This is a genomic window from Thermoactinomyces sp. CICC 10523 (assembly GCF_016055105.1).
Taxonomy (GTDB): domain Bacteria; phylum Bacillota; class Bacilli; order Thermoactinomycetales; family Thermoactinomycetaceae; genus Thermoactinomyces_A; species Thermoactinomyces_A daqus.
This window is the reverse complement of sequence record NZ_JAECVX010000009.1, coordinates 92,819-115,035: the sequence shown is the minus strand read 5'-3', so window position 1 is coordinate 115,035 and position 22,217 is coordinate 92,819. Positions and strand designations below refer to the sequence as shown.

Below are 22,217 nucleotides of genomic sequence, written 5' to 3'. Positions count from 1 at the left end.
ATAGATTTATGGAAATCCGGGAAGCGGATTAAACCGCTTCACCAGTTTCTTTAACACAAATTAGACATTACTGTCCAGTTGCTTTTTTGATGATCTCATCAGCAATGTTTTTCGGCACTTCTTCGTAGTGATCGAAGAACATTGAGAAGACACCGCGTCCTTGGGTGCGGGAGCGCAGGTTATTTACATAACCGAACATCTCAGCCAACGGAACCATCGCGCGGATGACTTGGGCACCACCGCGAGCTTCCATTCCCTCAACGCGGCCGCGACGAGAATTGATGTCACCCATCACGTCACCCATGTATTCTTCCGGAACGGTCACTTCCACTTTCATGACCGGTTCGAGAAGAACTGGGTTACATTTGGATTTGGCCGCTTTCAGCGCCATGGAACCAGCGATTTTAAAGGCCATTTCCGAGGAGTCCACATCGTGGTATGAACCATCGACGAGGGTAGCCCGGATATCGACCATCGGGAATCCGGCCAAGACACCGTTTTGCATAGCCTCTTCGATCCCGCTTTGAACAGCCGGGATGTATTCTTTCGGAACCACACCGCCAACGATTTTGTTGACAAATTCGAACCCGCTTCCTTCCGGCAGTGGCTCGAATTCCACCCAAACGTGACCGTATTGTCCACGACCACCGGATTGGCGAACGAATTTCCCTTCCACTTTGGCAGAACTGCGGAAGGTTTCTTTGTAAGCAACTTGCGGTGCACCAACATTCGCTTCCACCTTGAATTCCCGTTTCAGACGATCAACGATGATTTCAAGGTGAAGCTCACCCATACCCGCAATAATGGTTTGGGCTGTTTCTTCGTCGGTATGCGTGCGGAATGTCGGATCTTCTTCCGCCAGCTTCGCAAGTGCAACAGCCATTTTATCCTGGTCAGCCTTGGATTTCGGTTCGATGGCAATCTCGATTACCGGTTCCGGGAACTCCATCGACTCGAGCAAAATCGGGTTTTTCTCATCGCAAAGCGTTTCACCCGTCGTCGTGTCTTTCAGACCGACAGCTGCAGCGATATCACCTGCGTAAACGGTGTTGATCTCTTCACGGTGGTTCGCATGCATTTGCAGAATCCGACCGATCCGTTCGCGTTTTCCTTTAGTTGCGTTAAGCACATAGGATCCGGAGGATAAGGTACCGGAGTAAACGCGGAAGAAGGTGAGTTTACCCACATAAGGGTCGGTCATGATTTTGAATGCCAAAGCGGCAAAAGGTTCTTCGTCGCTGGAATGGCGAACCGTTTCCGTACCGTCCGGCAATGTACCTTGGATCGCCGGTACGTCAACCGGAGACGGCAGGTAGTCAATCACAGCGTCCAGCAAAGGTTGTACCCCTTTGTTTTTGTAGGAAGAACCACAGAGAACCGGAGTGATTTTCACTTCACAGGTTCCTTTGCGAAGGGCTGCCTTGATCTCCTCGACGGTGAGCTCTTCACCTTCGAGATATTTCATCATCAGCTCTTCATCCAACTCGGCCACTGCTTCCAACAGCGCGGTCCGATACTCTTCGGCTTTTTCCTTGTATTCCTCAGGAATGTCACGAGCTTCGGAAGTGGTACCGAGATCATCGGTGTAGATAATTGCCTTGTTGGTTACGAGGTCAATGATGCCCTCGAATGTATCTTCAGATCCGATCGGCAATTGAATCGGAACTGCGTTTGCACCAAGGCGCTCTTTCATTTGTTCTACGGCCCCATAGAAGTTCGCACCGAGAATGTCCATTTTGTTGACATAGGCGATGCGTGGAACTCCATAGCGGTCCGCTTGGCGCCAAACGGTCTCAGATTGTGGCTCAACGCCACCTTTTGCACAAAATACTCCCACGGCTCCGTCCAATACACGCAGAGAACGCTCAACCTCTACGGTAAAATCAACGTGTCCCGGTGTATCAATGATGTTGATCCGGTGACCTTTCCATTGAGCGGTGGTAGCGGCGGACGTAATCGTAATCCCCCGCTCTTGCTCTTGTTCCATCCAGTCCATGGTTGCGGCGCCATCATGCACCTCACCAATTTTGTGCACGCGACCGGTATAGAACAAAATCCGCTCAGTCGTCGTTGTTTTACCAGCATCGATATGAGCCATAATCCCTATATTACGCGTATTTTGCAAGGAGAATTCACGTGCCATCGGAAATTTCTCCCTTCATGTTGGAAAGAATAGTAGATTACCAGCGATAATGAGCAAATGCACGGTTGGCTTCGGCCATACGATGCGTATCTTCTTTTTTCTTCACAGCTGCGCCGGTATTGTTTGCTGCATCCATAATTTCGTTTGCCAGTCGCTCTTCCATGGTTTTCTCACCACGAAGGCGTGCGTAGGAAACGAGCCAGCGGAGACCGAGGCTGGTACGGCGCTCAGGCTTCACTTCCACCGGAACCTGATAGTTGGCACCGCCCACCCGGCGCGCTTTAACCTCGAGTACCGGCATAACGTTTTTCAGCGCTTGTTCAAACACTTCCATCGGATCATTACCGGTGCGTTCGCGGATAATATCAAATGCGTTGTACAAAATACGTTGAGCGATTCCTTTTTTACCATCGTACATCAGGCGATTGATGAGACGGGTAACCAATTTGCTGTTGTAAATTGGATCCGGAAGTGCATCCCGACGAGGTACTGGGCCTTTGCGTGGCATGCTTCTCCCTCCTTTTCTCATTGATTATTCGATCTCAGACATCAACTCTTATGGCAATCGTTATTTTTTCGGACGTTTCGCGCCGTATTTGGAACGACCTTGCATCCGGTTGGCTACGCCGGCCGTATCCAATGCACCGCGGACAATGTGGTAACGAACACCAGGCAAGTCTTTAACACGGCCACCGCGAACAAGAACCACGGAGTGCTCTTGCAGATTGTGTCCAATCCCCGGAATATAAGCCGTAACCTCCGTACCGTTGGTCAGGCGAACACGCGCATATTTACGGAGAGCGGAGTTCGGTTTTTTCGGCGTCATCGTACCCACACGGGTGCAAACACCGCGTTTTTGCGGAGCGCTTTGCGGCACGATCTCTTTTTTCATGCTGTTAAAGGTGTATTGAAGCGCCGGAGATTTGGATTTCGTGATTTTCTTTGTGCGACCTTTGCGCACGAGCTGGTTAATTGTCGGCATACCAGGCACCTCCTTCTACGTTTTGTTAATCAAGACCACAGATCCAGGTGTTTCATCCATGATCATAAAAAAGCTGAACGACTTAAAATTTATAGGGAGTTGACCGCACCCCGGCACCGGAGCGCGATCAACATGATATCAGTCGCTCTCGTTCATTTCAGGATGGCTACGGCTGCCGCCCCCACCTCGATTCCGCAAGCCTTTCCGAGCTTCTTCATCGAGTCCACACAGGTGACAGCGATACCGTGATTTTTGCATAACGACAAGATCGGGTGTGTTACTTGCGGATCCGCATCATCAGCCACGATCACTTCAGCCACTTTTCCTTGTTCAATGGCCTTCTTCGTTTGCTTGGTGCCAATCGTTAACGACGTTGCCTGTTTCACTTTTTCATAAGACATCGAATCGCCCTCCAAAGTGAAATAGTTCCAAGCACACGACGTAATATTACCACCTTGAAATCACAAAGTCAACAAGAAACTAATCAATCAACACCGTTTCCTTGGATGAAGGATCGGTTTCGCCTTGTTCATTCGCCAAACGGGCAGTCAAGTTGCGATAGCGCGTCATACCCGTTCCCGCCGGCACCAGCTTCCCGATAATGACGTTTTCTTTCAAGCCGAGCAGTTTATCCACTTTTCCTTTGATCGCCGCATCGGTAAGAACGCGGGTCGTTTCCTGGAACGAAGCTGCGGAGAGGAACGATTCGGTTTCCAGGGACGCTTTCGTGATCCCCAAAAGAACCGGACGTGCCACTGCCGGGTCGCCTCCCTCAAGAAGGGCTTTGCGGTTGGCCTCTTCGTAATCATGAATATCCACAACCGAGCCTGGCAACAGTTCGGTTGTACCTGCATCAGTGATGCGAACCTTCCGCATCATTTGGCGTACCATGACTTCAACGTGTTTGTCGTTAATTTCCACCCCTTGCAGGCGGTATACTTTTTGCACTTCCTGCAGGAGATAGCGTTGTACGCCGGCGATCCCTTTCACCCGCAACAGTTCTTTCGGATCAACGGAACCCTCTGTCAGCTCGTCACCGGCAGCGACGGTGTCACCGACGGAAACACGCAGACGGGAGCCGTATGGCGCGGTATGAACCTTCGATTCAACATCACCTTCGATTTCAATTTCACGGCGATCCTTGGTTTCGCGAATGTCGACAACCTTACCCGAAATTTCGCTGATGACCGCCTGTCCTTTCGGGTTGCGGGCCTCGAACAATTCCTGAATCCGCGGCAAACCTTGGGTAATATCGTCGCCGGCTACCCCACCGGTATGGAAGGTACGCATCGTCAGCTGCGTTCCCGGTTCCCCGATGGACTGAGCGGCGATAATTCCGACCGCTTCGCCGATTTCCACCGGCGTGCCGAGAGCCAAGTTGCGTCCATAGCATTTTTTGCAGACGCCATGGCGGGTACGGCAAGTCAACACGGAGCGGATGACCACCTGTTTGATTCCGGCTTCGATGATTTGGCTTGCAATATCCTCATCGATCAGCTCATCGCGGCCGATGATGATTTCACCGGTTTCCGGATGGCGCACGGTCTCAAACGAAGTGCGGCCCACGATCCGGTCATACAGATTTTCGATCACTTCATTGCCATCCTGAATAGCAGTGACGGCAAATCCTTTATCCGTGCCACAATCCTCTTCACGCACGATGACATCCTGAGCCACATCGACAAGACGGCGGGTCAGATAACCGGAGTCAGCCGTACGCAACGCCGTATCCGCAAGTCCCTTCCGCGCACCGTGGGTGGAGATGAAGTATTCCAACACGGTCAGCCCCTCACGGAAGTTGGTGCGAATCGGTTGTTCAATAATTTTACCGGCCGGGTTGGCCATCAGTCCGCGCATCCCAGCCAATTGCGTGATCTGGGAGACGTTACCCCGGGCTCCGGAGTTGGCCATCATGTAGATCGGATTGTATTTGCCCATGTTGTTCATGAGAACTTCCGTAATCTTATCCTTGGCGTTGCTCCAGATGGAAATGACGCGCTCATACCGTTCATCATCGGTAATCAAACCGCGGCGGTACTGTTTGAGCACTCTGGCGACTTCTTCTTCGGCGTTCGCCAGGATCTCCTGTTTTTCAGCCGGAACGGTTACATCCGATACCGAGATGGTAATCCCCGCTTTGGTTGAATACTTGTATCCCGTTTCTTTCACCTTGTCGAGGATTTCCGAAGTAATCGTCGTCCCGAAACGGCGGAAACATTCAGCGATGATCGCGCCCAAATGGCCTTTTTTCAGCGCACCGGGATCTTCCATCTTCCGGATGAACTCACGCACGTTGGTTCCTTTCTCAAAGATGAAGTATTTATCCGGTGTTTTGACGAAGTTCGCTTTCCCCGGCTCACTGATATACGGGAATTCTTTCGGGAAAATCTCGTTGAAGATCAGCTTGCCCACGGTTGTAACCAAGAGCGCATTCCGCTGTCTTTCCGTGAAGCTGGTCTTATTGATGTTTTTCGCCGGAACGGCAATCCGGGTATGCAGGGTGATGTAGCCGTTTTGATAGGCGTTGATCGCTTCGGAGGCGGAGTAGTAGATTCCTCCTTCACCCTTTTCCCCTTCTTTTTCGATGGTCAGGTAATAACAACCCAAAACCATGTCCTGTGAAGGGGTGACAACCGGTTTGCCGTCTTTCGGGTTCAGGATGTTTTGCGCCGCCAGCATCAGAAGGCGCGCTTCAGCCTGAGCTTCCGCCGAAAGCGGCACGTGAACGGCCATTTGGTCACCATCAAAGTCGGCGTTGTATGCCGTACAAACGAGCGGGTGAAGACGGATGGCGCGTCCCTCAACCAGGATCGGTTCAAACGCCTGAATCCCGAGACGGTGAAGGGTTGGAGCGCGGTTTAACAGAACCGGATGCTCTTTGATCACTTCTTCCAAAACATCCCAAACTTCCGGATGAACCCGTTCCACTTTGCGTTTGGCACTCTTAATGTTGTGAGCCAATCCCTTGGCCACGAGTTCTTTCATGACAAAAGGCTTGAAGAGTTCCAGGGCCATTTCCTTCGGCAAACCGCATTGGTACATTTTCAGGTACGGTCCGACAACAATAACAGAACGGCCGGAGTAGTCAACCCGTTTTCCCAACAGATTTTGACGGAAACGTCCCTGTTTCCCTTTCAGCATGTGGGAAAGGGATTTGAGCGGACGGTTTCCAGGTCCGGTTACCGGTCTGCCGCGACGGCCGTTATCGATCAGAGCGTCAACGGCTTCCTGCAACATCCGTTTTTCATTCTGAACGATAATATCCGGCGCGCCGAGATCAAGCAGGCGTTTCAAGCGGTTGTTGCGGTTGATCACACGGCGATAGAGATCATTCAGGTCCGAAGTGGCAAAACGCCCTCCGTCCAACTGAACCATCGGACGCAACTCCGGTGGGATGACCGGCAATACGTCGAGGATCATCCATTCCGGACGGTTTCCGGAAGAGCGGAAAGCTTCAAGCACTTCCAGGCGTTTAATCGCCCGGTTGCGGCGTTGCCCCTGAGCTGTGCTCAATTCCTCCTTGAGCATGTCAACCTCTTTGTCAAGATCAATTTCCTGGAGCAAGCGCTTGATCGCTTCGGCCCCCATCATCGCCGTAAAGGCATTGCCGTATTTCTCGCGATACGAGCGATATTCCTTCTCAGACAGCAATTGCTTTTTCTCGAGAGGAGTCGCACCCGGATCGACAACGACATAGGATGCGAAGTAGATCACTTCTTCCAGCGAGCGCGGGGACATGTCCAGAACAAGCCCCATTCTGCTCGGAATCCCCTTGAAATACCAGATATGGGAAACAGGAGCTGCCAATTCAATGTGCCCCATCCGCTCACGGCGCACTTTCGCGCGGGTAACCTCCACACCGCAGCGGTCACAAACGACGCCTTTATAACGGACGCGTTTATATTTGCCACAGTGGCATTCCCAGTCTTTGGTCGGTCCGAAGATCTTTTCACAAAACAAGCCTTCTTTTTCAGGCTTTAACGTACGGTAGTTAATCGTTTCCGGCTTTTTCACCTCGCCGCGGGACCAGGAGCGGATTTTTTCAGGCGAGGCGAGGCCGATTTTCATATATTCAAAGTTATTCACATCGAGCATTGGGCGATTCCTCCCTCAGGATTCATCCCGCCAGCGCGCGGGAAGGGCGTGCGGTCACGCCCCGCGCACGACGATCAAGAGTTGGATCGAACGTTGTCATCGTCAACGACCAGGTCGAAACCGAGTTTGTCGTTTGCCGGTTCCTCATCCTCGTCCAGTTCGCGCATCTCGATTTCCTGCTCGTCTTCGGAAAGGATTTTCACGTCCATGCCAAGGCTTTGCAACTCTTTGATCAATACTTTGAATGATTCGGGGACGCCCGGTTCCGGCACATTTTCCCCTTTGACGATCGATTCGTAGGTCTTCACGCGACCGACGACATCGTCAGATTTAACGGTAAGGATCTCCTGCAAGGTGTAAGCTGCACCGTATGCCTCGAGAGCCCATACCTCCATCTCACCAAAGCGTTGACCGCCGAATTGCGCCTTACCGCCCAACGGTTGTTGGGTGACAAGCGAGTACGGACCGGTGGAACGAGCGTGGATTTTATCATCAACCATGTGAGCCAGTTTAATCATGTACATCACACCGACGGTGACGCGATTCTCAAACGGCTCACCGGTACGGCCGTCATACAAGACGGTTTTGCCGTCTTCATCCAGGCCCGCTTCCTTCAGGGTTTCAAATACGTCCGTTTCCGTAGCGCCGTCAAATACCGGAGTCGCCATATGCAGACCCAGCGTTTTGGCCGCCATTCCGAGATGCACTTCCAAAACCTGTCCGATGTTCATCCGCGACGGTACCCCGAGCGGATTCAGGACCACTTGAACCGGTGTGCCATCCGGAAGGAACGGCATATCCTCTTCAGGCATAATCCGCGCGATAACCCCTTTGTTACCGTGGCGGCCGGCCATTTTGTCCCCTTCGGAAATTTTCCGTTTTTGCGCGATGTAGACGCGCACCAGCTGATTGACACCAGGTGGAAGCTCATCTCCGTTTTCACGGGTAAATACTTTTACATCGACGACAATCCCGTCTTGCCCGTGCGGAACACGCAGGGAAGTATCACGCACTTCGCGCGCCTTTTCCCCGAAGATGGCATGCAACAGACGCTCTTCCGCCGTCAGCTCGGTCACACCTTTCGGCGTTACTTTGCCGACGAGAATATCCCCCGGTTTGATTTCTGCGCCAACGCGAATAATTCCGCGTTCGTCCAGATTTTTGAGGGCGTCTTCACCCACGTTTGGAATATCGCGGGTAATTTCTTCAGGACCCAGTTTGGTATCCCGCGCCTCACTCTCGTGTTTTTCAATGTGAATAGAGGTATAAACATCTTCTTTAACCAGCTTTTCACTCAGCAAAATCGCGTCTTCGTAGTTGTACCCTTCCCATGTCATGAAGGCTACCACGACGTTGCGGCCGAGTGCCAATTCACCCTGTTCGGTCGAAGGGCCGTCCGCAAGGGTATCTCCCTTTTTCACCTTCTCGCCCATCCTGACCACCGGGCGTTGGTTAATGCAGGTTCCCTGATTGGAACGGGTGAACTTGGTGAGCTTGTATTTATCAATATCGCCCTGAACAATTTTACCATCCACTTCTTCCTCATGGCGAACCCAAATCTCATCCGCCGTGACCCGGACAACCGTGCCCGGCCGTTTCGCTAAAACCATCACGCCGGAATCGCGCGCAGCCACGTGTTCCATTCCGGTTCCGATGAACGGCGCTTCCGGCTTGAGAAGAGGTACAGCCTGCCGCTGCATGTTGGAACCCATCAGGGCCCGGTTGGAGTCGTCGTTTTCCAGGAACGGAATGCATGCGGTGGCAACGGAGACAACCTGCTTCGGCGATACGTCCATATAATCGACGCGGTCGCGCGGAACAGTGATGATCTCATCCTGGTAACGAACGGTCACCGTTTCTCTGGCAAAGGTTCCGTCATCGTTCAGCGGGGCATTCGCTTGGGCGACATAGTAGTTATCTTCCTCATCCGCCGTCAAATAATCAATCGTATCCGTTACCTGACCGGTATCGGGATCGACACGGCGATAGGGGGTTTCAATAAATCCGTATTCATTTACCCTGGCATACGTGGACAGTGAGTTGATCAAACCGATGTTCGGACCCTCAGGAGTTTCGATCGGACACATCCGACCATAGTGTGAGTGGTGAACGTCACGCACTTCAAACCCTGCACGCTCCCGGGTCAAACCACCGGGCCCCAGCGCGGATAAGCGCCGCTTGTGCGTCAACTCGGCCAACGGGTTCGTTTGGTCCATAAACTGGGACAATTGGCTGCTGCCAAAGAATTCTTTGATCGCAGCGATCACCGGGCGAATGTTGATCAATGCCTGCGGTGTGATTGCATTGGCATCCTGGATCGACATCCGTTCACGAACCACGCGCTCCATCCGGGATAATCCGATCCGGAACTGATTTTGCAGCAGTTCCCCGACCGAACGCAGACGCCGGTTGCCCAAATGGTCGATATCATCGGTGGAACCCACTCCATAGAGCAGGTTGATGAAATAACTGATCGAAGCGATGATATCAGCCGGCGTAATATGTTTGATGGAGTCATCCACTTCTGCATTGGAGATCACTTTCAGCACTTTGCTCTCGTCCGTGGGCGAAAAAATATGCACGGCCTGAAGCTGAATCGGACCATCATCCGGCACACCGCCACGAACCTTGTATTCCTTACGGCCAAACGATTTTTCGCCGGTCAGATACGGGAGCAATTTATCCAAAACGCGCCGCTCCAGCACTTGTCCAGTCTCCGCCAGGATCTCGCCCGTTTCCGGGTCAATGATCGGCTCAGCCAAGCGTTGGTTGAGCAAACGATTTTTGATATGAAGTTTTTTGTTGATTTTATAACGTCCCACAGCCGCCAAATCATAGCGTTTCGGATCAAAGAAACGGGCATAGAGCAGACTGCGTGCATTTTCCGCCGTTGGTGGTTCACCGGGGCGGAGGCGCTCATAAATCTCGATCAGCGCTTTTTCCGTATTTCCGGTATTATCTTTGTCCAAGGTGTTGCGCAGGAACTCATCATCGCCCAAGAGATCGATAATCTCGGCATCGCTGCTGAAGCCCAGCGCACGCAAGAGAACGGTTACGGGAATTTTCCGCGTACGGTCGATCCGAACATAAATGATATCCTTGGCATCTGTTTCAAGTTCCAGCCAAGCCCCACGGTTGGGAATTACCGTCGCTGTGTAAGTTGGTTTCCCGTTTTTGTCCACTTTCGTGTTATAATACACACTAGGCGAGCGAACCAATTGGCTGACGATGACGCGCTCGGCACCATTAATGACAAAGGTACCGGTTTCGGTCATGAGCGGGAAGTCACCCATAAACACTTCTTGTTCTTTCACTTCACCTGTCTCTTTGTTGATCAGGCGAACTTTCACCCGCAGAGGTGCGGCATAGGTAACCTGATGATCCTTTGCCTCCTCAACCGTATATTTCGGTTCACCGAGGCTGTAATCGATAAACTCGAGGACCAAGTTACCCGTAAAGTCTTCGATTGGCGAAATATCATGGAACATTTCGCGCAATCCTTCATCCAAAAACCACTGGTACGATTTTTGCTGAATCTCAATCAGATTCGGCAATTCCAATACCTCATTAATGCGAGCATAGCTGCGACGTTGTCGACGCCCACATGGGATCATTTTACCAGCCAAACAAACTCCCCCCTCGCACCCAGTCGAAGCCGCTTTCTGATTAGCGACTGATCACAGTAAAAAAAGAAAATGAGTGAAAATTTGACCTCATTTTACCTAGAAGCAGTCTATTTACCTATTTTATCCAGCTGTATACACAAATAAACCAGCCGGGAAAGAACAGAACACCAAAAAAATGCAAGTCTCATTTAACGAGACTTTCTGCAATTTATAACACTATCACAAGCGGAAAAAGATGTCAACGATCGGTTCCGCAAATGATCCAGTAGCCTTTTTTTTGCGCGACAACCTGAACATCGCCAAAATGTTGTTCAAGCTCTTTCTTTGCCGAGGCCGCCCCCTGTTGTTTGCGGATGACAATCCAAAGGGAACCCCCTGCCGCGAGCTGTGTTTTCGCTTCGGCAAACAGTCGATAGATTGTCGCTTTTCCGGCCCGGATCGGCGGGTTGAATAGGATATGATTAAATTGAAATTGCTTGATTGCCGAAAATCCATCGCTCACGAAAAGATCGGTATTTGCTTCCGCTTGATTGACACAGGCATTCTCCCTCGCCAGTTCCACCGCTCTTTCATTCACGTCTGCCAGCACCACACGAACGTTTGGGATTGCCTTGGCGATCGCAATCCCGATCACCCCGTAACCGCAGCCGAGGTCAAGCACGGAAGAGCCTGGTTCGATCGTTACCGTCTCGATCAAAAGCCGGCTGCCAAAATCGACTCCCTTTTTCGAGAACACACCGGCATCTGTTTTAAAGGTGAAAGGCATCCCCAGCAGTTTTGCCTTGACTTCCCTTACTTCGCTTTTTACACGAGGATTTGCGGAAAAATAGTGCTCTGTCATGTTCAAAACTCCTTTGGCGGCTGATCGCCGGAAAGAACACGGACCATCATGCAATCCCCGGCCGCACGGGCAGAGACACCGAACGCAAAATAAGAACCCGCCGACCGACGACGGCGGGTCTGGCCGGAGTCAAGCCCATTACTTGATTTCTACAGTTGCACCGGCTTCTTCGAGTTCTGCTTTGATTTTGTCTGCTTCTTCTTTGGACACTCCTTCTTTAATCGGAGAAGGTGCACCGTCAACAAGTGCTTTTGCTTCTTTGAGGCCAAGACCGGTGATACCGCGAACCACTTTGATCACGTTGATTTTGGAAGCACCGGCATTTGCCAGGATCACATCAAATTCGGTTTTTTCTTCAGCAGCTTGACCAGCGCCGCCACCCACTACAGCCACGGGAGCAGCTGCGGTTACGCCGAATTCTTCCTCGATCGCTTTAACAAGATCGTTCAATTCAAGAACGCTCATACCCTTAATCGCTTCAATGATTTGTTCTTTCGACATGAAAGGAACCTCCCTGTTTAAAATATTTCATTTCCTATTAACAGACATTAAGCTTCTGCAGTCTCGGCACCCTCGCCGTTTTTCTCAGCCACTGCTTTAACCGCAAGCGCGAAGTTGCGCACCGGAGCTTGCAGCACGCTGAGCAACATGGACAAGAGACCTTCGCGAGAAGGCAGTTCAGCAAGTGCTTTGATTTCATCAAGGGAAACAGCTTTCCCTTCAACTAGTCCACCTTTGATCTCGAGCGCTTTGTTCTCTTTGGCAAAGGTGTGAAGCACTTTTGCTGGAGCTACCACATCTTCATAGCTGAACGCAATCGCAGTCGGCCCGGTCAAATGCTCGTTCAGTTCGGTCAAGTTCACCTTTTCGGCAGCACGACGGGTCAACGTGTTTTTCAAAACTTGAAATTCGATGCCGGCTTCACGCAGTTGTTTGCGAAGCTCGTTCATTTGTTTTACGTTCAAACCGCGATAGTCAGCTACGATTGTGCTTTTGCTCTTTTCCAGCTTTCCAGCGATTTCATCGACAATCGCTTTTTTCTGTTCGATCGCTTTGGACACGCGGCACACCTCCTCATCAGGAGTTTTTCAGAAAAACAGAAAAAGCCTCCGCAGACAGTCGAAGGCTTAAGTTACAAAAGGATGTATATCCGAACTTACCTCGGTAGGAGATTAAGCGTAACTTACGCGCCTACTGTCTACGGTAACAGCTTTATTCCATTTTTAAAGGAGCGACTATAGGTTACTTTAATAATGACGATTTGTCAACTTTCCAATCGCCAATCCATCTATTGTCAGCGGGCAGTCAAACGTTGGGTGTTAACCGCAACTCCAGGACCCATCGTTGAAGAAACGGTAACGCTCTTCATGTAGGTTCCTTTGGCTGCCGCAGGTTTTGCTTTCAACAATGCTTCAGCAAGCGCCTGAAGGTTTTCGGCAAGTTGCTCAGTGGAGAAGGAAACTTTGCCGATCGCTGCATGCACGTTGCCGGCTTTATCTGCGCGGTACTCGATTTTACCGGCTTTGATTTCTTTTACGGCTTTATCCACTTCAAAAGTAACCGTACCAGTTTTCGGGTTTGGCATGAGTCCTTTCGGACCGAGAATCCGGCCGAGGCGACCCACTTGACCCATCATGTCCGGGGTTGCCACTACCACATCAAAGTCCAGCCATCCTTGGCTGACTTTGTTTACAAGATCCTCATCGCCAACAAAATCCGCACCAGCCGCTTCTGCTTCTTTTGCCTTTTCACCTTTGGCAAAAACAAGCACGCGTTTGGTTTTACCAGTTCCGTGCGGAAGTACAACCGCACCTCTCACTTGTTGGTCCGCTTTTTTCGTGTCGATCCCAAGCCGGAAAGCGGCTTCTACCGTCTCGTCGAATTTGGCGGTAGAGATGCTTTTTACGAGATCCAGCGCTTCTTGAGGCTCGTATTCTTTTTCACGGTCTACTTTGGCCAGTGCCTCAAGATATTTTTTACCATGTTTTGCCACAGACATTTCCTCCCTTCGTGGTCGTAGCGGAAGATCCTCCCACAAGCCCAAGCTGCTCGTGGCAGAACAGCTTAAGCGATCGATCAGTCTTCGATGACAATGCCCATGCTGCGCGCCGTGCCTTCGATCATGCGCATAGCCGCATCCACGTTGGCCGCATTGAGGTCAGGCATTTTAAGTTCAGCGATTTCGCGAACTTTGTCACGTTTGATGGTCGCTACTTTTTTCGTATTCGGCTCGCCGGAACCGGACTCAATTCCTGCTGCTTTCTTGAGCAGAACCGCAGCTGGAGGAGTTTTTGTGATAAAGGTGAAAGAACGGTCTTCAAAAACCGTGATTTCCACCGGAATGATGAGTCCAGCTTGGTCAGCGGTACGAGCGTTAAACTCCTTACAGAAGCCCATGATATTTACCCCAGCTTGACCAAGAGCCGGACCTACAGGCGGTGCCGGATTGGCTTTACCAGCGGGAATTTGCAGCTTGACCACTTTAATCACTTTTTTGGCCACGCTAACCAACCTCCTTCAAACATGTGGTTTTCGCGGGGTTAACCCTCCCACGGAAAGGCAAGCTCCCTGTACAGTCGACGGGCTTGCGCTCGCCCCTAAGACGGGGGTAACAAACAGTACTAATTTAACACAACCTCGTTCAAAACGAAAGCGATTTGCCGACTAAATTTTTTCCACCTGAAAAAAGTCCAGTTCCACAGGCGTTTCACGTCCGAACATATTCACCATTACTTTGAGTTTGGAACGGTTCAGGTCAATCTCATCGATTCGGCCGACGAAATCGGCAAAGGGCCCCTCTTTAACCTTGACGTTTTCACCCACTGTGAAATCAACCGATGCTCTTGATTCTTCCATCCCCATCTGGCGGAGGATCGCGGCGACTTCGTCTGGCATGAGGGGGGTCGGTTTGGAACCAGCCCCTGATGAACCGACAAATCCGGTTACCCCTGGCGTGTTTCGCACGACGTACCACGAGTCATCGGTCATGATCATCTCGACCAATACATACCCCGGAAACACCTTGCGCATCACGGCTTTCTTCTTGCCGTCCTTATGCTCGATCTCTTCTTCCATCGGAACTAAGACGCGAAAAATTTTATCTTGCATATCCATGGAGTGAACGCGTTTTTCCAGGTTGGTTTTCACCTTGTTCTCGTAGCCAGAATACGTGTGAACCACATACCAATTCTTTTCCATGCTCATCAGGGCTGAACCCTGTCCCCCCTTAACCTTCCACCTATTTTGTAATCAAGTTCACCAATTGCAAAATACCAGAGTCAATGATAAAGAAGAAGACGGACAATATCACAACCGTCAACAGCACAACGAGTGTGTAATTGACCATTTCCTGGCGCCCCGGCCAACGGACTTTTTTCAGTTCTTGCACGCTGCCGCGGAAAAATCCGGTTGTACCGGATACGCTTCTGCGAATTCCGCGCCCGATATTGCCGAGAAAAGCAGCCATGGCTGTCACCCCCATCTTATCTCAAGCGTCTAAACCCAAAGCTTATTTCGTTTCACGATGAACTTTGTGCGCGTTGCAACGCGGGCAGTATTTACGGAGTTCCAGGCGATCCGGATGTTTCCGTTTGTTTTTGGTCAGCGCGTAGTTACGAGAACGACAATCCGTGCAAGCCAATGTGATGTTAACCCGCATACCGACACCTCCTCTATCCTTATCACCGTACGTGTGAATGATTATAGAAAATACCCAAACTACATTATCACACCGGCTCCCATCCTGTCAATGTAAAAGCCTCGTGATCTCAGTATTGACAAAATCGACCATCTCACAAACCGATGGTTCCTTTTTTGCCATCTGCCGCAAATCCCCCGTCTTTGGCAAACGCAATCCCGGGGCGGACGTTCGAGCAAATCAACAGACTCCTCCGATCAACTTTTGGAGACAAAGAAAGATCAAGGGCACCACTTCCCGGCCGGCAACGGACTTTTACGGCAAAACCGCAATGGGCCGGGCGAAATCCCGCTAGATAAAAAATCGCGTTTATACCCGCTTTTTCGACAAAAAAATCCATCCCGGGTCGAACCGCCGTCAGTGCGTGAATGACGGAGATTTTTTGCTTATTTTTTTAGTTCGGCAAAAAGGGATATGATGATTTTTGTCGAATTAAACAAAAAACAGGTGGGGGGCACCTGTTTTTGAAGACGGAAACCAACTTTGTCTGTTTTTTGGTGATTAAAGGGAAATCTCACGTACTTCGAGATATCTTTCCAATTTTCTTTTTACCCGTTGCAGGGCATTGTCGATCGATTTGACATGTCGATTTAAGTCGACAGCGATCTCTTGGTACGAACGCCCGTCCAAGTAGAGCATAAGAACTTTTCTTTCCAAATCACTAAGAATTTTCGCTATTTTATCTTCAATATCGTTATACTCTTCCTGGCTGATATAAATCTCTTCTGGGTTTGATAGACTTCCCGGAATCTTGTCCAACAACGTCCGGTCTGTATCGTCGTCGTAAGCAGGCTTGTCCAGTGATACATAAGAGTTTAGCGGAATGTGTTTTTGACGAGTAGCTGTTTTGATTGCAGTGATAATCTGGCGTGTGATACATAACTCGGCAAAGGCCTTAAATGACGCAAGCTTGTCTCCTTTAAAGTCGCGAATCGCTTTAAATAGGCCAATCATTCCCTCCTGTACGATATCTTCGTGATCGGCTCCGATGAGAAAGTAAGACCTGGCTTTTGCTCTGACGAAATTTTTGTACTTATTGATCAAATATTCGAGCGCTTGATGATCTCCTACGCGAACGCCATATACCAGCTCTTCGTCGGCCATTGTCTTGTAATCAACTTCACTGTCAAATACGACGGAATGGCTGGATTGCAAGTTTACACTCACCGCTTTCCCTCCCGACCAAGTGCCTATAAACCCACAGTAACGATATTATATCCGAAATGAAACAAAAACGTCAAATTTTCACCTATTTTTTCCTTCTCCAATTCTCAAGTTTTTGCTTGATTTCCCCATTCAATCGCTCTTCCAAGGTATTTCTTTGTCGTTCATTCTTCTCCTTTCTCAATTTTTCGCTCAAATTCTTTTTGGCCAGCCGGATTTCCTCCAACAGTTCCCGCGAGGAGATCCGGTAAGCTCCCTGACCAAAAACCATGCGCTGTTCCAGGTAATCGGATGTGGCCACATAGATCGACCGATGCGGACTTTTGTATTTTTTTACAAAGCGTTCAATAAACTCATCAGCCGTTTCCTCCCGGCGCGTATAGTAAATCGCTATCTTTTCCTGGTTGGTCTCTACCTGTGCCCCCGGCGTTTGATGCGCATCGAACACCAGAAATACACGGCGGCCGGTCATCGCTTGATATTCGGACAAGTCACGGATTAATTTTCCCCGCTCTTCCTCCAATGAAACGGGATTCCATCGCACTTGCGGATCTGCGCCGATGACATTGTAACCGTCGACAACCAACCATTCTTCACGCCTAACCATTGGTCGTCCGGCCGCGCAACACTTCATACATAAAAATTCCCGCCGCCACCGATGCGTTGAGAGAGGTCACCTTTCCCTTCATGGGCAGTCTGGCAAGAAAATCGCATTTTTCCTTGAGAAGACGACTCATTCCTTGCCCTTCGCTCCCGATGACAACAGCGACCGGTCCTTTATAATCCACTTCCGTATAGAGCGTTTCCGCTGCCCCGTCGCTTCCGACCAGCCAAACGCCACGTTCTTTCAATTCATCCGCCAAGCGGTTCAAGTTGGTTACCCGGGCGACCGGAACATATTCAATCGCTCCGGCGGACGTTTTGGCGACAACCGAGGTCAGCCCTGCCGCTCTCCGTTTCGGGATGATCACGCCATGCACCCCCGCCGCATCGGCAGAACGCAAAATCGATCCCAGATTGTGCGGATCTTCAATGCCGTCAAGCAGGACAAAAAACGGCGGTTCCCCTCTTTCTTCAGCACGGCGGAACAAATCATCCACGGTCGCATAGTTGTAAGCAGCGACCTGCGCCAACACGCCCTGATGGTTATTCCCTTCCGCCAACTGATCCAAACGGGCACGCGGAACCCACTGGACGGGGATCTTTTTCTCCCTGGCCTTGCGCAGGATTTCCTGGATGCTGTTTTTGTTGATTCCCTCTGCCAGCAAAATTTTCTCAATCTCTCTTCCCGACCTCAGTGCTTCAAGGACTGTATGTCTGCCAAAAGCCCAATCACTCATCTGAATCCGTCTCCTTTTCCACTGTTGCAATGGCTTTCTGCATTAATTGGCTTAACCGTTCTTCGTCTCCCCGGCAGTATAAATAGCCGACCAAAGCTTCCAGGCCCGTACTCATCCGGTAATCCGTCACCTTTGCTTTTTTGGGGACGCTGCCTGACTTGGCATTGCGCCCCCGCTTGAGGATCTCCCGTTCTTCGTCCGCCAGTTCCCCTTCCAACTCACGGTAAATTTTTGCCTGGGCACCGGCGGAAACATAGCGCGTCGCCTCTTTTTGCAAATCGTGGGGCCGGCTCACTCCGCGGGCGACCAAGTGGGAACGGATGAAAACTTCATACACGGCATCGCCGAGATAAGCGAGCAGTAGAGGATTCAACTCTTCCGGAGCCTTTCCGATACTCTCCATCATGCCCAAAAGGGAGTGCTTCATTTCCGTTTCCACCTTACCCCTTGCGGAGTATCCTCGACGATGATCCCCATTCCCAAAAGCTGGTCGCGGATCGCGTCGGCCCGGGCAAAATCCCGCTGTTTCCGTGCTTCCTGCCTCTGTGCGATCAGCGCTTCAATCTCTTCGTCCAGATTAACTTCCGCTTCCGTCGCCACGAGTCCCAGGATTTCCTGTCCATAGGTTTTAAACCAGGAAAGAAGGGCTTCCGTCTCTTCTTTGGAGACAACGGGTCTGGCAATCCACTCATTGGACAGCTTTACCGCTTCAAACAGCACGCTGATCGCATTGGCCGTGTTGAAATCATCGTTCATCGCCGCTTCAAATTCTTTTTTATAGCGATCCAGGCTGGCCGCGAGGTCGGGAGAAATCTCTCCTTCAAGAGCCGTTTCCGCCCGGTGCTTCAGATTGTCCACCGCTGTCTGCAATCGTTCAATGCTGGATTCTGCCTGTTTCATAACCTCCTCGTTGAAGGAAATGGGATGGCGGTACTGCACGGACAAGAGGAAGTAACGCAACACTGCCGGATCATATTCCCGGCGCAACTCGACGACGCGTTTCACATTTCCCAGCGATTTGGACATCTTCTCGTTGCCCATGTTCATAAATCCGTTATGGAGCCAGTACCGGGCAAACGGTTTTCCCGTCCACGCCTCGCTCTGGGCAATCTCGTTTTCGTGGTGCGGAAAGCACAAGTCCGCTCCGCCGGCATGGATATCCAAGGTGTCACCCAGATATTTGCGGGCCATCACGGAGCATTCGATATGCCATCCCGGACGCCCTGGCCCCCAAGGGGTATCCCAGCTGATCTCACCGGGTTTCGCCGCCTTCCACAGCGCAAAATCCAAGGGGTTTTCCTTCTCTTCATTTACTTCGATCCGCGCTCCCGATTTCAGTTCATCGAGCGATTGGTGCGACAGCTTTCCGTACCCCTCTTTCTTCAGGGTGCGAAAGTAAACATCTCCGTCTTTTACATAGGCGTAACCTTTGTCGATCAACACGCTGATCGCCTCAATCATTTCATCGATATGGCGGGTTGCGCGGGGATGAACATCGGCCCGTTCCACACCGAGCGCGTCCATATCCTCAAAATAGGCCTTGATATAGCGCTCGGCAATTTCCGGCACCGATTGTCCGGTTTCCTTGGACGCTCCAATCAGGCGATCATCCACGTCCGTAAAGTTTTGCACATAGGTGACGCGATAGCCGAGATAGCGCAAATATCGGCGCACAACGTCAAAAAAGACGAACACGCGGGCGTTGCCGATATGGATGTAGTTATACACAGTCGGTCCGCATACATACATGCGCACTTCGCCTTCGTGAACAGTTTTCAGCTCTTCCTTACTTCTCGTCAATGTATTGTAAAGCCGGACGGTCATTGTTTGTCGTTCCTCCTTGCTTTTCTTCCGTCTCTTTCAGCTTTCTCTTCAGTTCCGCCACTTCTTTTTTCAATTCACTGATCTCATTGGACAGCGAGCGGCAAATTTCCGCAACTGGGTCGGGCAAATTGCAATGATCCAGATCATTATTCACCCGGATGCCATCTTGAATCACAACGCGCCCCGGCACTCCGACCACTGTGGAGTTCGGGGGGACTTCACGCAAAACAACCGATCCTGCACCGATTTTGGCAAAACGGCCGACCCGAATCGAGCCCAGCACTTTCGCCCCGGCGGCGATCAACACGTGATCCTCGATCGTTGGATGGCGTTTGCCTTTTTCCTTCCCGGTCCCCCCCAGGGTAACGCCCTGGTAAATGGTTACATAATCCCCGATTTCACACGTTTCTCCGATGACAACCCCCATCCCGTGGTCAATGAAAACGCCCCGGCCGATCTTCGCTCCCGGGTGAATTTCAATCCCCGTAAAAAAGCGGCTCAGTTGGGAGATAATCCTTGCAATCAGGAGCAGGCGCCTCTTGAAAAACCAGTGGGCAATCCGGTGTGACCAAAGCGCATGCAATCCTGAGTAGGTCAAAATCACTTCCAATGCGCTCCTCGCCGCAGGATCCCGGTCAAATACCGCCTGAATATCAGCTTGCAACGTTTTGCGCAGTTCTCTTAAACCTTTGAAAAAAGCCATCTTGTTCCCCCTCCCCATTTGAACCAAAATAAAACGCCTCTGCAGCAGATTTTGCTGCAGAGACGGCGAAAACCGCGGTTCCACTCTGCTTGAATTCAAGAGAGAATTCCACTTTTACCCATAACGGCGGGTTAAACCGGACTTCCCCTACTCTGAACTGCGGTTCATTTCAGGGGTCAGCTCTTGGGGGCATTCGGGAACCGGCGAAGGGAACTTTTCACCAACCAGTTCCTCTCTGGGACATTCGCCGCAGGTTCCCTACTCTCCCAATCATCGCTTTGACGAACAGGGATGTTGTTTTCTATTTTCGCGAACGGTTCAGCCCTTGTCAATGACCGAACGCAGCCGGTTTACGACGCTTTCTTTTCCGATCAGGGCCAGGGCCTCACGCAAATCAGGGCCGTGATCCTGCCCGGTCACTGCGACGCGAATCGGCATGAACAAACGTTTTCCTTTATAGCCTGTTTCTTTCTGTATTTCTTTAAACATCGTTTTGATGGTTTCAGGCTCAAAACGGTCAGCTTCCTGCACTTTTTGCAAAAATGCCCCGAGCACTGCCGGCACATGCTCTTCGCGCAGCACTTCTGCGGCCGAATCCCCGTAGGTTACTTCGTCTTGGAAGAACAGATCCGTCAGCTCAACAATTTGCGCCACATACTCCAGTTGCTCCTGATAAAGGGAAACCAGACGGGTCACCCACTCCTCCTGTTCCGGAGAGAGCGGTGTTGTCACCCGTCCGGCCTTTTCCAGATAAGGAATCGCCAGCCGGGTGATGCGCTCAAGCGGTGCCTGCTTAATATATTGGCCGTTCATCCATTTCAATTTGCCCGTATCGAAAATGGCAGGGGCCTTGGAAACGCGACTCAGGGAAAAAGCCTGAATCAATTCGTCTTTGGAGAAGATCTCTTCCTCTCCTTCAGGCGACCAGCCCAACAGGGCGATAAAGTTGATAATTGCTTCCGGCAGGTAACCCAGTTCCTTGTATTGATCAATAAACTGGATGATCGTTTCATCGCGCTTGCTCATCTTTTTGCCTTCCGCATTCAAAATCAGCGGAATATGCGCAAACTGCGGAACCTCAAAGCCGAGCGCTTCATAGATCAAAATCTGTTTCGGCGTGTTGGACAGGTGCTCTTCCCCACGGATCACGTGGGTGATCTTCATCAATGCATCGTCGACGACAACGGCAAAGTTGTAAGTCGGGCGCCCGTCCGGACGACGAATCACAAAATCACCGATCCCGTCGGATTCAAACCTGACCGTACCGCGGATCTCATCGTCAAAAATGATCGTTTTCCCTTCCGGAACGCGGAACCGAACGCTGGGAACCCTCCCTTCCTCTTCAAACCGCGCCCGCTCTTCCGGAGTAAGATCGCGATCCCAACCGCTGTATTTCGGGGTCTCTCCACGGGCCAACTGCTCTTCCCGCTCTTTTTCGATCTCTTCCGGAGTCGCATAGCTTAAGTATGCTTTTCCCTCCGAAAGCAACTGGTCAATATAACGATTATAAATATCGGTTCGTTCCATGCAACGGTAAGGGGCGTAAGGACCGCCCACATCAACCGATTCATCCCATTCAATTCCAAGCCATTTCAGCATGGCCATCTGTTTTTCATCCGCTCCGGGAACATTCCGCTCCGTGTCGGTATCCTCGATCCGGACAATAAAATCGCCGCCGTTCTTCTTGGCATGCAAATAGCTAAACAGCGCCGTCCGCGCACCGCCAATATGCAAATGGCCGGTCGGACTCGGTGCATATCTTGTGCGAACTCTAGCCATTCCCCTACTACTCCTTTTGCTTA

General features: G+C 51.0%; 22 protein-coding genes and 2 other annotated features. All 22 genes read right to left on the bottom strand.

What is annotated here, in order from left to right; genetic code table 11:
• Positions 1-67: 67 nt before the first annotated feature.
• Positions 68-2,143, bottom strand: coding sequence for an elongation factor G (gene fusA, locus I8U19_RS12155; protein ID WP_033100618.1), 2,076 nt, complete (start codon positions 2,141-2,143; stop codon positions 68-70).
• Positions 2,144-2,180: 37 nt separating this feature from the next.
• Complete coding sequence (gene rpsG, locus I8U19_RS12150; RefSeq protein WP_033100619.1) at positions 2,181-2,651, bottom strand: 30S ribosomal protein S7; 471 nt, start codon at positions 2,649-2,651, stop codon at positions 2,181-2,183.
• A gap of 60 nt (positions 2,652-2,711) precedes the next feature.
• Positions 2,712-3,125: a 30S ribosomal protein S12 gene (gene rpsL / locus I8U19_RS12145; protein ID WP_033100620.1), complete on the bottom strand. Its 414-nt coding sequence runs from the start codon at positions 3,123-3,125 to the stop codon at positions 2,712-2,714.
• A gap of 152 nt (positions 3,126-3,277) precedes the next feature.
• Positions 3,278-3,526, bottom strand: a complete 249-nt coding sequence (locus I8U19_RS12140) for a 50S ribosomal protein L7ae-like protein (protein ID WP_033100621.1) — start codon at positions 3,524-3,526, stop codon at positions 3,278-3,280.
• Positions 3,527-3,605: 79 nt separating this feature from the next.
• A complete protein-coding gene (rpoC, locus tag I8U19_RS12135; protein WP_198056017.1) occupies positions 3,606-7,220 on the bottom strand; it encodes a DNA-directed RNA polymerase subunit beta' in 3,615 nt (1,204 codons plus the stop codon).
• Positions 7,221-7,294: 74 nt separating this feature from the next.
• Complete coding sequence (gene rpoB / locus I8U19_RS12130; RefSeq protein WP_370589223.1) at positions 7,295-10,834, bottom strand: DNA-directed RNA polymerase subunit beta; 3,540 nt, start codon at positions 10,832-10,834, stop codon at positions 7,295-7,297.
• Positions 10,835-11,084: 250 nt separating this feature from the next.
• Complete coding sequence (locus tag I8U19_RS12125) at positions 11,085-11,687, bottom strand: class I SAM-dependent methyltransferase (RefSeq protein WP_198056016.1); 603 nt, start codon at positions 11,685-11,687, stop codon at positions 11,085-11,087.
• Between the two features lie 138 nt (positions 11,688-11,825).
• A complete protein-coding gene (gene rplL, locus I8U19_RS12120) occupies positions 11,826-12,188 on the bottom strand; it encodes a 50S ribosomal protein L7/L12 (RefSeq protein WP_033100625.1) in 363 nt (120 codons plus the stop codon).
• A 47-nt stretch (positions 12,189-12,235) separates the two neighbouring features.
• On the bottom strand, positions 12,236-12,748 hold the full coding sequence (gene rplJ / locus I8U19_RS12115) for a 50S ribosomal protein L10 (protein ID WP_198056015.1): 513 nt from the start codon (positions 12,746-12,748) through the stop codon (positions 12,236-12,238).
• A 27-nt stretch (positions 12,749-12,775) separates the two neighbouring features.
• Positions 12,776-12,909 (bottom strand) — a sequence feature (ribosomal protein L10 leader region).
• Positions 12,910-12,981: 72 nt separating this feature from the next.
• Positions 12,982-13,680: a 50S ribosomal protein L1 gene (rplA, locus tag I8U19_RS12110; RefSeq protein WP_033100627.1), complete on the bottom strand. Its 699-nt coding sequence runs from the start codon at positions 13,678-13,680 to the stop codon at positions 12,982-12,984.
• 83 nt (positions 13,681-13,763) lie between these two features.
• Positions 13,764-14,189, bottom strand: a complete 426-nt coding sequence (rplK, locus tag I8U19_RS12105; protein ID WP_033100628.1) for a 50S ribosomal protein L11 — start codon at positions 14,187-14,189, stop codon at positions 13,764-13,766.
• A gap of 162 nt (positions 14,190-14,351) precedes the next feature.
• The gene (nusG, locus tag I8U19_RS12100; protein WP_198056034.1) at positions 14,352-14,885 is read right to left on the bottom strand and encodes a transcription termination/antitermination protein NusG; all 534 of its coding nucleotides are present in this window, start codon (positions 14,883-14,885) and stop codon (positions 14,352-14,354) included.
• A 40-nt stretch (positions 14,886-14,925) separates the two neighbouring features.
• A complete protein-coding gene (gene secE, locus I8U19_RS12095; protein ID WP_052154121.1) occupies positions 14,926-15,153 on the bottom strand; it encodes a preprotein translocase subunit SecE in 228 nt (75 codons plus the stop codon).
• A 42-nt stretch (positions 15,154-15,195) separates the two neighbouring features.
• Complete coding sequence (gene rpmG / locus I8U19_RS12090; protein WP_033100629.1) at positions 15,196-15,345, bottom strand: 50S ribosomal protein L33; 150 nt, start codon at positions 15,343-15,345, stop codon at positions 15,196-15,198.
• A 133-nt stretch (positions 15,346-15,478) separates the two neighbouring features.
• A complete protein-coding gene (locus tag I8U19_RS12085; RefSeq protein WP_198056014.1) occupies positions 15,479-15,724 on the bottom strand; it encodes a hypothetical protein in 246 nt (81 codons plus the stop codon).
• A 161-nt stretch (positions 15,725-15,885) separates the two neighbouring features.
• Positions 15,886-16,539 carry an RNA polymerase sporulation sigma factor SigH gene (gene sigH / locus I8U19_RS12080; RefSeq protein ID WP_220184955.1) on the bottom strand — a complete coding sequence of 218 codons (654 nt, stop codon included), beginning with the start codon at positions 16,537-16,539 and terminating at the stop codon, positions 15,886-15,888.
• 94 nt (positions 16,540-16,633) lie between these two features.
• Positions 16,634-17,155, bottom strand: coding sequence for an NYN domain-containing protein (locus I8U19_RS12075; RefSeq protein ID WP_033100631.1), 522 nt, complete (start codon positions 17,153-17,155; stop codon positions 16,634-16,636).
• Positions 17,148-17,888, bottom strand: a complete 741-nt coding sequence (gene rlmB / locus I8U19_RS12070) for a 23S rRNA (guanosine(2251)-2'-O)-methyltransferase RlmB (protein ID WP_033100632.1) — start codon at positions 17,886-17,888, stop codon at positions 17,148-17,150. Before rlmB ends, I8U19_RS12075 begins: the two co-directional genes overlap by 8 nt.
• Positions 17,881-18,315, bottom strand: coding sequence for a Mini-ribonuclease 3 (locus tag I8U19_RS12065; protein WP_232330953.1), 435 nt, complete (start codon positions 18,313-18,315; stop codon positions 17,881-17,883). The genes rlmB and I8U19_RS12065 overlap by 8 nt, the downstream gene beginning before the upstream one ends.
• Positions 18,312-19,712, bottom strand: a complete 1,401-nt coding sequence (cysS, locus tag I8U19_RS12060) for a cysteine--tRNA ligase (RefSeq protein ID WP_198056013.1) — start codon at positions 19,710-19,712, stop codon at positions 18,312-18,314. Before cysS ends, I8U19_RS12065 begins: the two co-directional genes overlap by 4 nt.
• Positions 19,675-20,415, bottom strand: coding sequence for a serine O-acetyltransferase (cysE, locus tag I8U19_RS12055; RefSeq protein WP_081943797.1), 741 nt, complete (start codon positions 20,413-20,415; stop codon positions 19,675-19,677). The genes cysS and cysE overlap by 38 nt, the downstream gene beginning before the upstream one ends.
• Before the next feature lie 55 nt (positions 20,416-20,470).
• Positions 20,471-20,698: a binding site (T-box leader), on the bottom strand.
• A gap of 35 nt (positions 20,699-20,733) precedes the next feature.
• Entirely contained in the window at positions 20,734-22,194 is a 1,461-nt protein-coding gene (gene gltX / locus I8U19_RS12050) for a glutamate--tRNA ligase (RefSeq protein ID WP_198056012.1), read from the bottom strand.
• Between the last annotated feature and the right edge of the window lie 23 nt (positions 22,195-22,217).

What these genes read in the sequence shown, in the direction of transcription:
- I8U19_RS12085 (WP_198056014.1), bottom strand. Translation starts at nt 15,724, where the DNA reads ATGGATTTTTTTGTCGAAAAAGCGGGTATAAACGCGATTTTTTATCTA.
- secE (WP_052154121.1), bottom strand. Translation starts at nt 15,153, where the DNA reads ATGGCTGCTTTTCTCGGCAATATCGGGCGCGGAATTCGCAGAAGCGTA.
- I8U19_RS12125 (WP_198056016.1), bottom strand. Translation starts at nt 11,687, where the DNA reads ATGACAGAGCACTATTTTTCCGCAAATCCTCGTGTAAAAAGCGAAGTA.
- cysS (WP_198056013.1), bottom strand. Translation starts at nt 19,712, where the DNA reads ATGACCGTCCGGCTTTACAATACATTGACGAGAAGTAAGGAAGAGCTG.
- I8U19_RS12065 (WP_232330953.1), bottom strand. Translation starts at nt 18,315, where the DNA reads ATGAAGCACTCCCTTTTGGGCATGATGGAGAGTATCGGAAAGGCTCCG.
- rpmG (WP_033100629.1), bottom strand. Translation starts at nt 15,345, where the DNA reads ATGCGGGTTAACATCACATTGGCTTGCACGGATTGTCGTTCTCGTAAC.
- I8U19_RS12075 (WP_033100631.1), bottom strand. Translation starts at nt 17,155, where the DNA reads ATGGTTAGGCGTGAAGAATGGTTGGTTGTCGACGGTTACAATGTCATC.
- gltX (WP_198056012.1), bottom strand. Translation starts at nt 22,194, where the DNA reads ATGGCTAGAGTTCGCACAAGATATGCACCGAGTCCGACCGGCCATTTG.
- rpsL (WP_033100620.1), bottom strand. Translation starts at nt 3,125, where the DNA reads ATGCCGACAATTAACCAGCTCGTGCGCAAAGGTCGCACAAAGAAAATC.
- fusA (WP_033100618.1), bottom strand. Translation starts at nt 2,143, where the DNA reads ATGGCACGTGAATTCTCCTTGCAAAATACGCGTAATATAGGGATTATG.
- rplL (WP_033100625.1), bottom strand. Translation starts at nt 12,188, where the DNA reads ATGTCGAAAGAACAAATCATTGAAGCGATTAAGGGTATGAGCGTTCTT.
- rpsG (WP_033100619.1), bottom strand. Translation starts at nt 2,651, where the DNA reads ATGCCACGCAAAGGCCCAGTACCTCGTCGGGATGCACTTCCGGATCCA.
- rpoB (WP_370589223.1), bottom strand. Translation starts at nt 10,834, where the DNA reads ATGATCCCATGTGGGCGTCGACAACGTCGCAGCTATGCTCGCATTAAT.
- I8U19_RS12140 (WP_033100621.1), bottom strand. Translation starts at nt 3,526, where the DNA reads ATGTCTTATGAAAAAGTGAAACAGGCAACGTCGTTAACGATTGGCACC.
- nusG (WP_198056034.1), bottom strand. Translation starts at nt 14,885, where the DNA reads ATGGAAAAGAATTGGTATGTGGTTCACACGTATTCTGGCTACGAGAAC.
- rpoC (WP_198056017.1), bottom strand. Translation starts at nt 7,220, where the DNA reads ATGCTCGATGTGAATAACTTTGAATATATGAAAATCGGCCTCGCCTCG.
- rlmB (WP_033100632.1), bottom strand. Translation starts at nt 17,888, where the DNA reads ATGAGTGATTGGGCTTTTGGCAGACATACAGTCCTTGAAGCACTGAGG.
- cysE (WP_081943797.1), bottom strand. Translation starts at nt 20,415, where the DNA reads ATGGCTTTTTTCAAAGGTTTAAGAGAACTGCGCAAAACGTTGCAAGCT.